At 72.1% G+C, this 14,542-nt stretch carries 14 protein-coding genes; 5 read left to right on the plus strand and 9 right to left on the minus strand.

What is annotated here, in order from left to right:
* Positions 1–29: 29 nt before the first annotated feature.
* The 3 genes from ACIQNU_RS11820 to ACIQNU_RS11830 all read right to left on the minus strand — a co-directional run bounded on the left by ACIQNU_RS11820 (position 30) and on the right by ACIQNU_RS11830 (position 3,267).
* Positions 30–1,715: a phospho-sugar mutase gene (locus ACIQNU_RS11820; protein WP_401364565.1), complete on the minus strand. Its 1,686-nt coding sequence runs from the start codon at positions 1,713–1,715 to the stop codon at positions 30–32.
* A 59-nt stretch (positions 1,716–1,774) separates the two neighbouring features.
* Positions 1,775–2,599: a purine-nucleoside phosphorylase gene (locus ACIQNU_RS11825; RefSeq protein WP_401364568.1), complete on the minus strand. Its 825-nt coding sequence runs from the start codon at positions 2,597–2,599 to the stop codon at positions 1,775–1,777.
* A gap of 230 nt (positions 2,600–2,829) precedes the next feature.
* The gene (locus ACIQNU_RS11830; RefSeq protein ID WP_401364571.1) at positions 2,830–3,267 is read right to left on the minus strand and encodes a gamma-glutamylcyclotransferase; all 438 of its coding nucleotides are present in this window, start codon (positions 3,265–3,267) and stop codon (positions 2,830–2,832) included.
* 128 nt (positions 3,268–3,395) lie between these two features.
* Between ACIQNU_RS11830 and ACIQNU_RS11835 the strand changes: the two genes are divergently transcribed.
* On the plus strand, positions 3,396–4,844 hold the full coding sequence (locus tag ACIQNU_RS11835) for an NAD(P)H-quinone dehydrogenase (protein ID WP_401364574.1): 1,449 nt from the start codon (positions 3,396–3,398) through the stop codon (positions 4,842–4,844).
* Between the two features lie 158 nt (positions 4,845–5,002).
* A complete protein-coding gene (locus ACIQNU_RS11840) occupies positions 5,003–5,926 on the plus strand; it encodes a DeoR/GlpR family DNA-binding transcription regulator (protein WP_401365600.1) in 924 nt (307 codons plus the stop codon).
* Between the two features lie 38 nt (positions 5,927–5,964).
* On the opposite strand, the gene ACIQNU_RS11845 is transcribed toward ACIQNU_RS11840, so the two are convergent.
* Together ACIQNU_RS11845 and ACIQNU_RS11850 are read right to left on the minus strand one after the other, a co-directional pair.
* A complete protein-coding gene (locus tag ACIQNU_RS11845) occupies positions 5,965–6,555 on the minus strand; it encodes a TetR/AcrR family transcriptional regulator (RefSeq protein WP_401365601.1) in 591 nt (196 codons plus the stop codon).
* A gap of 182 nt (positions 6,556–6,737) precedes the next feature.
* Positions 6,738–8,492, minus strand: coding sequence for an acetyl/propionyl/methylcrotonyl-CoA carboxylase subunit alpha (locus tag ACIQNU_RS11850; protein WP_401364577.1), 1,755 nt, complete (start codon positions 8,490–8,492; stop codon positions 6,738–6,740).
* A gap of 355 nt (positions 8,493–8,847) precedes the next feature.
* Here ACIQNU_RS11850 and ACIQNU_RS11855 point away from each other — a divergent pair, with 355 nt between their 5' ends.
* On the plus strand, positions 8,848–9,327 hold the full coding sequence (locus ACIQNU_RS11855; RefSeq protein WP_401364580.1) for a hypothetical protein: 480 nt from the start codon (positions 8,848–8,850) through the stop codon (positions 9,325–9,327).
* A gap of 23 nt (positions 9,328–9,350) precedes the next feature.
* Here the strand turns inward: ACIQNU_RS11855 and ACIQNU_RS11860 are convergent, their stop codons facing one another.
* The 4 genes from ACIQNU_RS11860 to ACIQNU_RS11875 all read right to left on the minus strand — a co-directional run bounded on the left by ACIQNU_RS11860 (position 9,351) and on the right by ACIQNU_RS11875 (position 12,074).
* Positions 9,351–9,977 (minus strand): Maf family protein, encoded by a 627-nt coding sequence (locus tag ACIQNU_RS11860; protein WP_401364583.1) that lies wholly within the window; start codon positions 9,975–9,977, stop codon positions 9,351–9,353.
* A 4-nt stretch (positions 9,978–9,981) separates the two neighbouring features.
* Positions 9,982–10,116 carry a morphogenic membrane protein MmpB gene (gene mmpB, locus ACIQNU_RS11865; RefSeq protein WP_389880562.1) on the minus strand — a complete coding sequence of 45 codons (135 nt, stop codon included), beginning with the start codon at positions 10,114–10,116 and terminating at the stop codon, positions 9,982–9,984.
* 72 nt (positions 10,117–10,188) lie between these two features.
* A complete protein-coding gene (locus ACIQNU_RS11870) occupies positions 10,189–10,395 on the minus strand; it encodes an acyl-CoA carboxylase epsilon subunit (RefSeq protein WP_401364586.1) in 207 nt (68 codons plus the stop codon).
* A 35-nt stretch (positions 10,396–10,430) separates the two neighbouring features.
* The gene (locus ACIQNU_RS11875; protein WP_401364589.1) at positions 10,431–12,074 is read right to left on the minus strand and encodes an acyl-CoA carboxylase subunit beta; all 1,644 of its coding nucleotides are present in this window, start codon (positions 12,072–12,074) and stop codon (positions 10,431–10,433) included.
* Positions 12,075–12,209: 135 nt separating this feature from the next.
* Between ACIQNU_RS11875 and ACIQNU_RS11880 the strand changes: the two genes are divergently transcribed.
* A complete protein-coding gene (locus ACIQNU_RS11880) occupies positions 12,210–13,133 on the plus strand; it encodes a biotin--[acetyl-CoA-carboxylase] ligase (protein WP_401364592.1) in 924 nt (307 codons plus the stop codon).
* A 173-nt stretch (positions 13,134–13,306) separates the two neighbouring features.
* Positions 13,307–14,512: an adenylate/guanylate cyclase domain-containing protein gene (locus ACIQNU_RS11885; RefSeq protein WP_401364595.1), complete on the plus strand. Its 1,206-nt coding sequence runs from the start codon at positions 13,307–13,309 to the stop codon at positions 14,510–14,512.
* The last annotated feature ends 30 nt before the right edge of the window (positions 14,513–14,542 follow it).

Consider the following 14,542-nt stretch of genomic DNA (forward strand, 5'->3'; position numbering starts at 1 on the left):
CATCGACCCGCCGGCGCCTCAGTGGTGAGTCACAGGCCCGCCGCCGAGGCGAAGTCCCGCTTCAGGGCCGACAGCGTGGCCGCCGCCTCCTCGCGCGCCGAGGGCAGATCCGACCGCGACCCGACCGGAACCACCACCTCCAGATAGCACTTGAGCTTCGGCTCCGTCCCGCTGGGCCGCACGATGATCCGGGCGTTCGGCAGGGTGTAGCGGAGGCCGTCCGTGGGCGGGAGGGTCGCGGACCCGCGCGACAGGTCCTCCGCCGAGGTCACCGGCAGCCCGGCAAGGGCGGCCGGGGGCCGCTCCCGCAGCGCCCGCATCGCGGTGGCGATCACGCCCAGGTCCTCCACCCGCACCGACAACTGGTCCGTCGCGTGCAGCCCGTGCTCCACCGCGAGGTCGTCCAGGAGGTCGAGGAGCGTACGCCCCGACTCCTTCAGCTCCGACGCCAGCTCGGTGATCAGCAGCGCCGCCGTGATGCCGTCCTTGTCGCGGACGCCCTCGGGGTCCACGCAGTAGCCCAGCGCCTCCTCGTACCCGTACCGCAGCCCCTCGACCCGGGCGATCCACTTGAAACCGGTCAGCGTCTCCTCGTACGGCAGCCCGGCAGCCCCGGCGATCCGGCCGAGCAGCGACGACGAGACGATCGACTCGGCGAACGTGCCGCGCGCGCCCCGCCGTACGAGGTGTGCGGCGAGCAGCGCGCCCACCTCGTCGCCGCGCAGCATCCGCCAGTCGCCGCCGTCCGGTACGGCCACCGCGCAGCGGTCCGCGTCGGGGTCGTTGGCGATGACCAGGTCGGGCCGGGCGGCGCGGGCGGTCGCGAAGGCGAGGTCCATCGCGCCCGGCTCCTCCGGGTTCGGGAAGGCGACCGTCGGGAAGTCCGGGTCGGGCTCGGCCTGTTCGGGCACGAGAACCGGCTCGGGGAAGCCCGCGCGCGCGAAGGCGGCGAGCAGCGTGCCCGTGCCGACGCCGTGCATCGCCGTGTAGACCGTGCGGGCGGTGCGCGGGGAGCCGGCGGCCAACACCTCGTCCGTACGCGCCAGATAGGCGTCCAGGACCTCGTCGCCCAGGGTCTCCCAGCCGGCCTCGGGGCGCGGTACGTCCGCCAGTGCGCGGACCGCGTCGATCTCGGCGGCGATCTCCGCGTCGGCGGGCGGCACGATCTGCGAGCCGTCGCCGAGGTACACCTTGTAGCCGTTGTCGCGCGGCGGGTTGTGGCTCGCCGTGACCTCCACACCGGCCACCGCGCCGAGATGCCGGATGGCGAAGGCGAGGACCGGCGTCGGCAGCGGCCGGGGCAGTACGGCGGCCCGCAGCCCCGCGCCGACCATCACGGCGGCCGTGTCCCGCGCGAAGTCGGCGGACTTGTGCCGGGCGTCGTACCCGACGACGACGAGACCGTCACCCTGCCCCTTGGCCCGCAGATACGCGGCGAGGCCCGCGGCGGCGCGGATCACCACGGCACGGTTCATCCGCTGCGGCCCGGCGCCCAGCTCGCCGCGGAGCCCGGCGGTGCCGAACTGGAGCATGCCGCTGAACCGCGCGGCCAGCTCCGCGGTGTCCTCGGCCTCGATCAGCTTGGCCAGCTCGTCACGGGTCTCGGCGTCCGGGTCCTCGGCGAGCCAGGCGCGGGCCCGCGCGAAGAGCGCCGCACGCTCGGCGGGTCCGGAGCCGTCGTCGGAGGTGTCGTCGGAGCGGTCGGCGGTCTGCACGTGTTGTCAGCCTCTCGGGTACGTGATGGCGGTACGTACTGCTACCCCGTGGCGGTCGCTCAGACGCGGCCGAGCACCTGGGTGAGCAGGGCCCCCATGTGCGCGGCGGAGTCGCGGCCCGCCTGGAGGACCTCTTCGTGGTTGAGGGGCTCGCCCGTCATACCGGCGGCGAGGTTGGTGACCAGGGAGATGCCCAGCACCTCGGCGCCCGCCTCGCGCGCGGCGATCGCTTCGAGGACCGTCGACATGCCCACCAGGTCGGCGCCGATGGTCCGGGCCATGCGGATCTCGGCGGGCGTCTCGTAGTGCGGGCCGGGGAACTGCGCGTACACGCCCTCCTCAAGGGAGGGGTCGATCTCCTTGCACAGGGCGCGCAGGCGCGGCGAGTACAGATCGGTGAGGTCGACGAAGTTCGCGCCCACGATCGGCGAGGTCGCCGTCAGGTTGATGTGGTCGCTGATCAGCACCGGCTGACCGGGGCGCATGCCCTCGCGCAGCCCGCCGCAGCCGTTCGTCAGCACGATCGTCTTGCAGCCGGCGGCCACCGCGCTCCGCACCCCGTGCGCGACGGCGGCGACCCCGCGGCCCTCGTAGTAGTGGGTGCGGCCCAGGAAGACGAGGGCGCGCTTCGCGCCGACGCGGTACGAGCGGACCGTGCCGCCGTGGCCCTCGACGGCGGGCGCCGGGAAGCCCGGCAGCTCCGTGACGGGGAACTCGTGGTCGGGTTCGCCCAGCGCCTCGGCGGCGGGGGCCCAGCCGGAGCCCATCACCAGAGCGACGTCGTGGGTGTCGGCGCCCGTCAGCTCGCGCAGGCGCGCGGCGGCGGCGTCGGCGGCGGCGTTCGGGTCGCCCTGGATGTCGTCCGGAAGAAGAGATGCGTTCACGCGCAAGAGCGTAGCCGGTTTGGGCCTACGCGCGTAGATGTCAAGGTTGACGGTAGTGCGATCGTTGTCTTGTCGTTTCCGACGAGAAAGAGGCCCGTCCGGGCCCGGAGCTTTGCCTCAGTGATCGGATCGGGTCGGAAACCGGTCAGAATTCCGGCGGGATTCGCTCGCAATTCGGCCACCGGACCTACTTTTCGGCCAGGGGGCGTCCGGAAAGGCGCTCAGCACGCTCAGCAGGGGCGCTTGCGCAGCTCCATCACATAGTCGTGCGGTGCGCCCGCCGACTCGGCCGCGTCCGCGATCTCCCCCAGATAGCGGGCGGACGGCAGCCCGCCCTCGTACCCGTTGAGCACGTACATCCAGGCCGGCTCCTCCGCGTCCAGCGTGTGCACCCGCACCCGCATCCGGCGGTAGATGTCCAGGCCCACGCCCTCCCAGCGGTCCATGGACTCCTCGTCCATCGGCGCGATGTCGTACAGCGCCACGAAGACCTGCGAGCGCGGCGCCTCGACGGCCGTCGCGAGCGCGCCCTCCCAGCCCATGTGCTCGCCGCCGAACGTCAGCCGCCAGCCGTTCAGCCAGCCCGTGGCACGCAGCGGCGAGTGCGGGGCGCGGCGGGACATGAGCCGCGCGTCGAGATTGCCGGCGTACGCGGCGTAGAGCGACATGGGGTCGAGGGTACGGCAGCCACGGCCCGTGCCCCGCCCGTCACGGAAGTGCCCCCCGGGCGGGGGAGCCGGCGCCCGGACACCCGTACGGAGGGGCCGGGGCGAAGCACCTTGATGCGTGCGGGACAATGGGGTACGTGACTCGGATCGTGATCATCGGTGGCGGACCCGGCGGATACGAGGCTGCCCTGGTGGCGGCCCAGCTCGGCGCGGAGGTGACCGTCGTCGACTGCGACGGTCTGGGCGGGGCGTCGGTGCTCACCGACTGCGTCCCGTCGAAGACTCTGATCGCGACCGCGGAGGTGATGACGACCTTCGACTCCTCGTACGAGGAACTGGGCATCATCGTCGCCGATGACACTCCTGATGCCGACAGCCCCGCGCGCGTGGTGGGCGTCGACCTCGGCAAGGTCAACCGCCGGGTGAAGCGGCTCGCGCTCGCGCAGTCCCACGACATCACCGCGTCCGTCACCCGCGCGGGCGCACGCGTACTGCGCGGCCGGGGGCGCCTGGAGGGCCTTCAGGCGATGGACGGCAGCCGCAAGGTCGTCGTCCGGGCCGCCGACGGCACCGAGGAGACCCTGCACGCCGACGCCGTGCTCATCGCGACCGGCGGCCACCCCAGGGAGCTGCCCGACGCGCAGCCCGACGGGGAGCGCATCCTCAACTGGACGCAGGTCTACGACCTGGACGAACTCCCCGAGGAACTGATCGTCGTCGGGTCCGGTGTGACCGGCGCCGAGTTCGCCGGCGCGTATCAGGCGCTCGGCTCCCGCGTCACCCTCGTCTCCAGCCGCGACCGCGTGCTGCCCGGCGAGGACCCCGACGCCGCCGCCGTCCTGGAGGACGTGTTCCGGCGCCGCGGCATGAACGTCATGGCGCGCTCCCGCGCCGAGTCCGTCAAGCGCGTGGACGACCGCGTCGAGGTCACCCTCTCCGACGGCCGCACCATCAACGGCACGCACTGCCTGATGGCCGTCGGCGCCATCCCCAACTCCAGCGGGATGGGCCTGGAGGAGGCCGGGGTCCGGGTCAAGGAGTCCGGGCACATCTGGACCGACAAGGTCTCCCGCACCACCGCGCCGGGTGTGTACGCGGCCGGCGACGTCACCGGTGTCTTCGCGCTCGCGTCGGTCGCCGCCATGCAGGGCCGCATCGCGATGTACCACTTCCTCGGCGACGCCGTCACCCCGCTCAACCTGAAGACGGTCTCCTCGAACGTCTTCACCGACCCCGAGATCGCCACCGTCGGCTACACCCAGGCCGACGTGGACGGCGGCAAGATCGACGCGCGCGTGGTGAAGCTGCCGCTGCTGCGCAACCCGCGCGCGAAGATGCAGGGCATCCGCGACGGCTTCGTCAAGATCTTCTGCCGCCCCGGTACGGGCATCGTCGTCGGCGGTGTGGTCGTGGCGCCCCGCGCATCGGAACTGATCCATCCGATCTCGCTCGCGGTCGACAACAATCTGACCGTGGAACAGATCGCGAAGGCGTTCACCGTCTACCCGTCCCTGTCGGGCTCGATCGCCGAGGTCGCACGGCAGTTGCACACCCGGAAGACCGCCGAAGAGGTCTGACCCGGGCCAGGCCCCCACCGAACCGGGCACGTATACCACTCCGTGCGCCGCGCTGCGAACAACTTCTGTTATTCGGCGCAAACTGCTGAAAGCAGACGGTCGTTGGGGTTACTGTCAGTTTCGTGTTCGCTGCAGAACGTCGCCAATTGATCCTCGAAATGGTGCGGGCCAACGGAGCGGTGTCGCTCCGGGAGCTCGCCCGCGTCGTCCAGACCTCCGAAGTGACCGTACGGCGGGACGTGCGCGCGCTGGAGGCAGAAGGACTCCTCGACCGCCGGCACGGCGGTGCGGTATTGCCGGGCGGATTCACGCGGGAGTCCGGCTTTCCGCAGAAATCACATCTCGCGACCGCCGAGAAGACGGCCATCGCCGATCTCGCGGCGGGACTCGTCGACGAGGGCGAGGCCATCGTCGTCGGGGCGGGTACCACCACGCAGGAGCTGGCCCGACGGCTCGCGCGGGTACCCGGACTGACCGTCGTCACCAACTCGCTGCTCGTGGCGCAGGCCCTGGCCCACGCCAACCGCGTCGAGGTCGTCATGACCGGCGGCACCCTTCGGGGCTCCAACTACGCCCTGGTGGGCAGCGGCGCCGAGCAGTCCCTGCAAGGGCTGCGGGTGTCACGGGCCTTCCTGTCCGGAAGCGGACTCACCGCCGAGCGCGGCCTGTCCACGTCCAACATGCTGTCCGCCAGCGTCGACCGGGCGCTGGTACAGGCCGCCGCCGAGGTGGTGGTCCTCGCCGACCACTCCAAGCTCGGTACGGACACGATGTTCCAGACCGTGCCCACGGACGTCATCACCCGGCTGGTCACCGACGAGCCGCCCGCCCACGACGACCGCGCGGCCACCGAGTTGCAGGCCCTCGCGGACCAGGGCGTCCAGATCGCGGTCGCGGGCGCCCAGGGCGCCCCCGCCGACCACGCGCCCGTACAGCGCCGCCCCCGTCCGGACCGCCCGGACATGCCCCTGCCGGCCCCCCGCCGGGCGGCCGGGGCACAGCAGCTCCGCGGCGCCGTCCTGACGGAACCGGCGGGGGAGCGGGGTGTGACGGCCAGGGTCGCCGACATGCGCCGACGGTGACCTCTTCCGTACGGGAACCTTTTTCCGTACGGAAGCATTCAGTGAGGGTCGTCCGCTCCGGTGTCGTCCGGCCAGCCTGTCGGTTCCGGGCGGAGGCCTCGGAGGGTGAGGCTCAGCAGGCGGTCCGCCAGATCCGGGTCCGCCGGGGTCTCCTCGGTGGCCAGGGCGATCGCGTTGGTCAGCTGCAACAGGTCCGCGATCGACACGTCACGCCGTACCGCGCCCGCGCGCTGGGCGCGGTCCAGGAGCGCGCCGCCCGCCGCCCGCATCGGCGTGCTGCACCGCGCGAGGTCCGAACTGTCGTCCTGCGAAGCCGACATGAGGGCCCCCGACAGACCCCGGTACTCGCCCGCGTGCGCGATGACCTCGCGCAGCCAGACCACCAGCGCCGCACACGGCTGCGGATCGTCCAGGAGGGCGCGGGAGCGGGCCAGCAGATCGCTCACCGCGTCCTCGAACACCGCGCTCATCAACGCGTGCCGGTTGGGGAAGTGCCGGTACAGCGTCCCGATGCCGACCCCCGCACGCCGGGCGACATCCTCCAGCGAAGCCCCCGTACCGTGCTCGGCGAACGCCGCCCGCGCCTCCACGAGCAGCCGCTCGTAGTTGCGCCGGGCATCGGCCCGCATCGCCCGCGGGTGCGCCGCCTCGGCCGTCGGTTCCGTCTGCTGCTCCATCGGCGGCTCCCTCCCGGGTCATGGGGCCGGTGTGCACCCCCAGGATGCCACCGTGAAACGCCCCGGGCCCGACCGGAGTTCGGTCGGGCCCGGGGGCGACGTTCTGATCCCGGTACGGGATGCTCCTACGGACGTCAGTCCTTGATCTCGCAGATGACGGCGCCCGACGTGATCGACGCGCCGACCTCGGCGGAGAGGCCCTTCACGGTGCCGGAGCGGTGGGCGTTGAGGGGCTGCTCCATCTTCATGGCCTCCAGGACGACGATCAGCTCGCCCTCCTTGACCTCCTGGCCCTCCTCGACGGCGACCTTGACGATGGTGCCCTGCATCGGCGACGCGAGTGTGTCACCGGAGGCCGCGGGACCCGACTTCTTCACCGCGCGCCGCTTCGGCCGCGCGCCCGCCGCGAGGCCCGTACGGGCCAGGGACATGCCCAGCGACGACGGCAGCGAGACTTCGAGGCGCTTGCCGCCCACCTCGACCACGACGGTCTCGCGGCCCGGCTCCTCGTCGGATTCGGTGTCCGCCGGGGCGGTGAACGGGGGGATGTCGTTGACGAACTCGGTCTCGATCCACCGGGTGTGGATGCGGAACGGCTCCGCCGTGAACGCCTCGTCCTTGACCACCTTGCGGTGGAAGGTGAGCGCCGTGGCCATGCCCTCGACCTGGAACTCGTTCAGCGCGCGCGCCGCCCGCTGGAGCGCCTGCTCGCGGGTCGCACCGGTCACGATCAGCTTGGCAAGGAGCGAGTCCCACGCCGGGCCGATGACCGCGCCGGACTCCACGCCCGCGTCCAGCCGCACACCGGGTCCTGAGGGCGGGCTGAAGAGGGTGACGGTGCCGGGCGCGGGCAGGAAGTTGCGGCCCGGGTCCTCGCCGTTGATCCGGAACTCGAAGGAGTGTCCGCGCACCGCCGGGTCCCCGTACCCCAGCTCCTCGCCGTCCGCGATCCGGAACATCTCGCGGACCAGGTCGATCCCGGTGACCTCCTCGGTGACCGGGTGCTCCACCTGGAGCCGGGTGTTGACCTCCAGGAAGGAGATCGTGCCGTCCGCGCCGACCAGGAACTCGACCGTGCCCGCACCGACGTAACCGGCCTCCTTGAGGATGGCCTTGGACGCCGCGTACAGCTGGGCGTTCTGCTCGTCCGAGAGGAAGGGGGCCGGGGCCTCCTCGACCAGCTTCTGGTGGCGGCGCTGGAGCGAGCAGTCACGCGTGGACACCACGACGACATTGCCGTGCCGGTCCGCCAGGCACTGCGTCTCCACATGCCGGGGCTTGTCGAGGTACCGCTCCACGAAGCACTCGCCGCGCCCGAAGGCGGCGACCGCCTCGCGCACCGCCGACTCGTACAGCTCGGGCACCTCTTCGAGGGTGCGGGCGACCTTCAGGCCGCGTCCGCCACCGCCGAAGGCGGCCTTGATCGCGATCGGCAGCCCGTGCTCCTCGGCGAACGCCACGACCTCGTCGGCGCCCGACACCGGGTCCGGGGTGCCCGCGACCAGCGGGGCACCCGCGCGCTGCGCGATGTGCCGCGCGGCGACCTTGTCGCCCAGGTCGCGGATGGCCTGCGGCGGCGGTCCGATCCAGGTCAGCCCGGCGTCGAGGACCGCCTGCGCGAACTCCGCGTTCTCCGACAGGAAGCCGTAACCCGGGTGCACGGCGTCGGCGCCCGAGTCCGCGGCGGCCTGGAGCACCTTGCCGATGTCGAGATAGCTCGTGGCCGGGGTGTCACCACCCAGCGCGAACGCCTCATCAGCCGCGCGGACATGCAGAGCGTCCCGGTCCGGCTCCGCATACACCGCCACACTCGCGATCCCCGCGTCCCGGCACCCCCGGGCCACACGGACAGCGATTTCGCCACGATTGGCGATGAGCACCTTGCGCACGATGGCTCCCTCCTTGAAACAAGCCGAGTTTAGGGACTGCCGACACGGCCTTTCGACCCGTCCCCATGGGTGAGCTTGCCCACACGGAGCGTGACGCGACTCCCGCTCGACCCGTGAATCCCCTTGTCGGACCGCGTAACGAAGGATTCCTCCTCGGAACCCTATGCCCGCCATGTGGTCAAGGTCTCTATGAGAGGGTGCCGCCCCTGATCGGGTTTCTTTGTGGAGTCCCTACGAATGGCCCAACGATTCTTTGCGGGTGCCCGAACCCTTGTCCCCGGGTTTACCGGTTAGTAGCGTTCGCGCTGTCGTGGACGTACTCGGAGTAACAGCAGCCGGAAGTGGGTGGGGCGCCGTGGGACGCAGCAGACCCGTGCCGTTGGGGCGTTGGGTGGCGCTGGTCGCCGCCGTCGTCCTGTTCCTGGAGGCGGTCGGCATCGCGCTCCTGAACTGGTTCCTCGGGATGGTCGTCGACCGTCAGGACATGTCGCTCGCCGGGCTCGACCCGCGCGCGATGACCGTGTCGACGTGGATCGCCGGGGTCCTCTTCGGCCTCTACCTCGCGCTGTGCGGGCTCGTCCTGGTCTTCACGTCGGTGCGCGACCGGGGCCCGTCGGGCCTGGGGCGCATCCTGCTGATCACGGCGGCCGTGGTGCACGGGGTGCTCGGCGCGTTCTGCGTGGGGATCGTGGGCTGGTCGGCGTTCGCGTTCATGATGGTCGTGCTCGGGCTGATCGTGCTGACGCTCATGGCGTATGAGCCCCCGGGTGCGGCTGTCACCGGTGGTGGCGCGGGCAAGGAGACACCGTCCGGCGGTGCTCCGCAGCCCGTCTGATCCGGCCCGCGCGACCGGGTCGGTCAGCGTTCGGCCGGGGCCCACAGCTCCGTGATGCCGACCCCCAGCTCCGCCAGCAGGCGGCGCAGCAGCGGCAGCGAGATGCCGATGACATTGCCGTGGTCGCCGTCGATGCCGTCGATGAACGGTGCCGAGAGGCCGTCGAGCGTGAACGCGCCCGCGACATGCAGCGGCTCGCCCGACGCGACGTAAGCGGCGATCTCGGCGTCGGACGGCTCACCGAAGCGGACCACCGTCGAAGCGGTCGCCGACGCGTGCCGGCCCGTCACCGTGTCGTACACGCAGTGGCCCGTCTGGAGGGTGCCCGCGCGGCCCCGCATCGCCTTCCAGCGCGCGGTGGCCTCCTCCGCGTCGGCGGGCTTGCCGAGCGCCTGGCCGTCGAGGTCGAGGACCGAGTCGCAGCCGACGACGAGCGCCTGGGCGCGCAGCACCTCCGGGCGGGCCGCCACGGTGCCCGCCTTCGCCTGAGCGAGGGCCAGGGCCAGTTCGGCGGGGGTCGGGGCCGTGACGGCGTCCTCGTCGACCCCGCTGACGATCACCTCGGGCGCCAGGCCCGCCTGGCGGAGCAGCCCCAGGCGCGCGGGCGACTGGGACGCGAGGATCAGGTGGCGGCGGGTCTGAGCGGTCATGGGGTCAGGGTAGTCGGAAGCCGATCGCCAGCATCGCGACGATCATCGCCAGGGCCAGGAGGACGCCCGCTCTGCGCAACATCGTCTGGGTGTCGCGGAGTTCCTTGGGCGGCTTGTTCTCCGGGTCTGACCACAACATGTCTCCATGGTGCGGCGGGGCGGGTGGGGGGCGCCTGAGTACCGGTACTCAACTTGCGCCCCTCCCGGGGGGTCACGCGGGCCAGTAGGTGCGCGCCCATGACTTCGGGCCCGGCGCCGGGGTGCGGTGCTGGGCGACCCGGGCCGGGTCCGACCAGGCCGCCGGGGCCGGGGGCGCCTCGCCGTCCGTCCTGTTCGCCGCCGCCGCGCGGGCCTGGACCACCGCCAGGGCCGCCGCCAGCTCCTCCGGGGTCGGATTGCCCCGTACCACCTTGATCATCGAACCGCTCCTCATGGGGGACGCACAGGCCGGTGCTACAGCGGGATGTTGCCGTGCTTCTTCGGCGGCAGGCTCGCCCGCTTCGTACGGAGCTGGCGCAGGCCGCGGACCACGTGGCGGCGGGTGTCGGACGGCAGGATCACCGCGTCGATGTAGCCGCGCTCGGCCGCCGTGTACGGGTTGAGGAGGGTGTCCTCGTACTGCTGGATGAGGCGCTGGCGTACCGTCTCCTGCTCGCCCTCGGGGGCCGCGGCGATCGTGCGGCGGTGCAGGATGTTGACCGCGCCCTGGGCGCCCATGACGGCGATCTGCGCGGTCGGCCAGGCCAGGTTGAGGTCGGCGCCGAGGTGCTTGGAGCCCATGACGTCGTACGCGCCGCCGAACGCCTTGCGCGTGATGACCGTGATCAGCGGGACGGTCGCCTCGGCGTACGCGTAGATCAGCTTGGCGCCCCTGCGGATGATGCCGGTGTGCTCCTGGTCGACGCCCGGCAGGAAGCCCGGCACGTCCACGAAGGTCAGCACCGGCACGTTGAACGCGTCGCACGTCCGCACGAAGCGGGCGGCCTTCTCGGAGGCGTCGATGTCCAGGCAGCCCGCGAACTGCATCGGCTGGTTGGCGACGATGCCGACCGGGTGGCCCTCGACCCGGCCGAACCCGGTGACGATGTTCGGCGCGAACAGCGGCTGCGTCTCGAAGAACTCGGCGTCGTCCAGGACGTGCTCGACGACCGTGCGGACCTCGTAGGGCTGGTTGGCGCTGTCCGGGACCAGCGTGTCCAGCTCGCGGTCCTCGTCGGTGAGGGCCAGGTCCGCCTCCTCGGGGAAGGCGGGCGGCTCGCTCAGGTTGTTCGACGGGAGGTACGACAGCAGGGACTTGACGTACTCGATGGCGTCCTTCTCGTCGCCCGCCATGTGATGGGCCACGCCCGAGACCGCGTTGTGGGTGCGGGCGCCGCCCAGCTCCTCCATGCCGACGTCCTCACCGGTGACCGTCTTGATCACGTCGGGCCCGGTGATGAACATGTGCGAGGTCTGGTCGACCATCACCGTGAAGTCGGTGATCGCGGGCGAGTACACGGCGCCGCCCGCGCACGGCCCGACGACCAGGGAGATCTGCGGGATGACCCCGGACGCGTGGGTGTTGCGGCGGAAGATCTCGCCGTACATGCCGAGGGCGCTGACACCCTCCTGGATACGGGCGCCACCGGAGTCGTTGATGCCGATGACCGGACAGCCCGTCTTCAGCGCGAAGTCCATCACCTTGATGATCTTCTGCCCGAAGACCTCGCCGAGCGCGCCGCCGAAGACGGTGAAGTCCTGCGAGAACACGGCGACCGGACGGCCGTCGACCGTGCCGTAGCCCGTCACGACACCGTCGCCGTAGGGGCGGTTGTGCTCCAGGCCGAACGCCGTCGAGCGGTGCTGCGCGAACTCGTCGAACTCCACGAACGAGTCCTCGTCCAGGAGCAGTTCGATCCGCTCACGCGCCGTCAGCTTGCCCTTGGCGTGCTGCTTCTCGACGGCGCGCGCCGACCCCGCGTGCGTCGCCTCGCCGACCCGGTGCAGCAGATCGGCGATCTTCCCGGCCGTGGTGTGGATGTCGTACGCGGGACCCCCCGGGTGCTCGGTGGTTCCGGTCTCCGCGGCGGTGGTACGGGGCTCTTCCGGCTTGGACATCGGAGTGCGGCTCCCTGCGGCAGGCTGTGACGGGCGGCTTCGGCGTGCGGCTGTGACGGTCGGCTACTGCGTCGTAGCGTATCGGCGCGGATACCGTTCGGCAGTGCGGCGTTTACCACACCTAGGGTGGGTTGCATGACGCCTCCGAATGCTTCAGGTTCCGCTTCAGGTGCCGGAGACAACCGCTGGTCCGATCTGGACCGGCCGCCCCTCAACGCCGGGTCCCTGAGCCATGCGCTGGTGCGGCCCGGCTCCCTGTGGACCTCGCTGGAGATCGTCGGGTCGACCGGCTCCACGAACTCCGATCTCGCCGCGCGCGCGGACGCGCTGCCCGAGGGCGCCGTCCTCGTCGCCGAGGCGCAGAGCGCGGGGCGCGGACGGCTCGACCGGCGCTGGACCGCGCCCGCCCGCTCCGGCCTGTTCTTCTCGGTCCTGCTCAAGCCCGGGGCGGCCGGTGCCTCCGGGGGTGCGGTGCCGGTGGCCCGCTGGGGCTGGCTGCCGCTGCTCGCGGGCGTCGCCACCGCGACCGCCCTGTCCCGCGCGGCGGGCGTCGACACGGCACTCAAGTGGCCGAACGACCTCCTGGTGACCGTCGCGGGCGAGGAGCGCAAGACCGGCGGCATCCTCGCGGAGCGCGCGGGCGAGGACGCCGTCGTCGTCGGCATCGGTCTGAATGTGTCGCTGCACACCGACGAGCTGCCCGTCCCCGGCGCCGGCTCGCTCGCCCTCGCGGGCGCCACCAGCACGGACCGCGACCCGCTCCTACGCGCCGTACTGCGCTCGCTTGAGCACTGGTACGGCGAGTGGCGTACGCACGGCGGCGACCCGGTCGCCTCCCGCCTCCAGGAGGCGTACGCCGCCGGATGTACGACGCTGGGCCGCACCGTCCGCGCCGAGCTGCCGGGGGACCGCGTGCTGATCGGCGAGGCCGTGGCCCTGGACGGCGACGGACGGCTCGTCCTGGCCACCGGGGACGGCGTGCAGCAGCCCGTCGGCGCCGGTGACATCGTTCATCTGCGCCCGACCGGCCCACCCCCGGGCGACCCCACTTCGGAGTGAGCCACGGCACACCTGTCGTACTGTGTCTCTCCGGGGCTGTGTCTCTTCGGGGGCCCCGGCCGACGGCCGCACAGCAGGTCGGCCGATGTGCCCGCCGCTCCCCTGTGAGACGTATCTCAGTACAGTTGAGGCCGGTCGATCCCTGACCGTGACAGATCGGAAGGGCAGCAGGCGTGACCGGTGACGACACGGGTCCGGGCGCGGATGCCGGCACGGGCACCCCACCTGACGCCGGTCCCGGCCGCGCGGGACCGGACGCCGCCACGGATGCCGCGGCGGACGCCGCACGGCGGGCCGAGGACCGGGTCGACCGGCCCGAGGACCCCGACGCCGGCGACGACCCGCTCGCGCTGCGCCTCGAAGGGCTCATCCTGGGCGCCGAGCGCCGCTACACCCCCTTCCAGGCGGCCCGCAGCGCCGGGGTCTCCATGGAGCTGGCGTCCCGCTTCTGGCGGGCCATGGGCTTCGCTGACATCGGGCAGGCCAGGGCGCTCACCGAGGCCGACGTCCTCGCACTGCGGCGGCTCGCAGGGCTTGTCGAGGCGGGACTGCTCAGCGAGGCCATGGCCGTACAGGTCGCCCGCTCCACCGGGCAGACCACCGCGCGCCTGGCCGAGTGGCAGATCGACTCCTTCCTGGAGGGCCTGACCGAGCCTCCCGAGCCGGGCATGACCCGGACCGAGGTCACGTATCCGCTGATAGAGCTGTTGCTGCCCGAGCTGGAGGAGTTCCTCGTCTATGTGTGGCGGCGGCAGCTCGCGGCGGCCACCGGGCGGGTCGTGCAGGCCGCCGACGACGAGGAGATGGTCGACCGGCGGCTCGCCGTCGGCTTCGCGGACCTCGTCGGCTTCACCCGGCTCACCCGCCGGATGGAGGAGGAGGAACTCGGCGAGCTGGTCGAGGCGTTCGAGACGACGGCGGCCGACCTCGTCGCCGCGCACGGCGGCCGGCTGATCAAGACCCTCGGCGACGAGGTGCTGTACGCGGCGGAGAACGCGGGCATCGCCGCCGAGATCGCGCTGCGGCTCATCGAGACGATGGCCCACGACGAGACGATGCCGGAGCTGCGGGTCGGTATCGCCTTCGGCACCGTGACGACCCGGATGGGCGACGTGTTCGGTACGACCGTGAACCTCGCGAGCCGGCTCACGTCGATAGCGCCCCGGGACGCGGTCCTCGTGGACGGGGCGTTCGCGGAGGAGCTGACCCGGACGGGAGACGCGCCGGCGTCCGAGTCCGAGGCCGCGGAGGCCGTGACGGCGGCCGAGAAGGAGGGCACCGAGCCCCCCGCGTACCGCTTCGCGCTCCAGCCGATGTGGCAGCGGCCGGTGCGGGGGCTGGGGGTCGTGGAGCCGTGGCTGCTGACCCGCCGCACCTGAGGTCGCTGTCTCCTTGACCGGGTGCCGTGC

It is taken from the genome of Streptomyces sp. NPDC091292, assembly GCF_044757265.1.
GTDB lineage: Bacteria > Actinomycetota > Actinomycetes > Streptomycetales > Streptomycetaceae > Streptomyces.

What these genes read in the sequence shown, in the direction of transcription:
- ACIQNU_RS11870 (WP_401364586.1), bottom strand. Translation starts at nt 10,395, where the DNA reads ATGATCAAGGTGGTACGGGGCAATCCGACCCCGGAGGAGCTGGCGGCG.
- ACIQNU_RS11845 (WP_401365601.1), bottom strand. Translation starts at nt 6,555, where the DNA reads ATGCGGGCCGATGCCCGGCGCAACTACGAGCGGCTGCTCGTGGAGGCG.
- ACIQNU_RS11830 (WP_401364571.1), bottom strand. Translation starts at nt 3,267, where the DNA reads ATGTCGCTCTACGCCGCGTACGCCGGCAATCTCGACGCGCGGCTCATG.
- ACIQNU_RS11860 (WP_401364583.1), bottom strand. Translation starts at nt 9,977, where the DNA reads ATGACCGCTCAGACCCGCCGCCACCTGATCCTCGCGTCCCAGTCGCCC.
- ACIQNU_RS11840 (WP_401365600.1), top strand. Translation starts at nt 5,003, where the DNA reads ATGGTGCGGGCCAACGGAGCGGTGTCGCTCCGGGAGCTCGCCCGCGTC.
- mmpB (WP_389880562.1), bottom strand. Translation starts at nt 10,116, where the DNA reads ATGTTGTGGTCAGACCCGGAGAACAAGCCGCCCAAGGAACTCCGCGAC.
- ACIQNU_RS11835 (WP_401364574.1), top strand. Translation starts at nt 3,396, where the DNA reads ATGGGGTACGTGACTCGGATCGTGATCATCGGTGGCGGACCCGGCGGA.
- ACIQNU_RS11880 (WP_401364592.1), top strand. Translation starts at nt 12,210, where the DNA reads ATGACGCCTCCGAATGCTTCAGGTTCCGCTTCAGGTGCCGGAGACAAC.
- ACIQNU_RS11875 (WP_401364589.1), bottom strand. Translation starts at nt 12,074, where the DNA reads ATGTCCAAGCCGGAAGAGCCCCGTACCACCGCCGCGGAGACCGGAACC.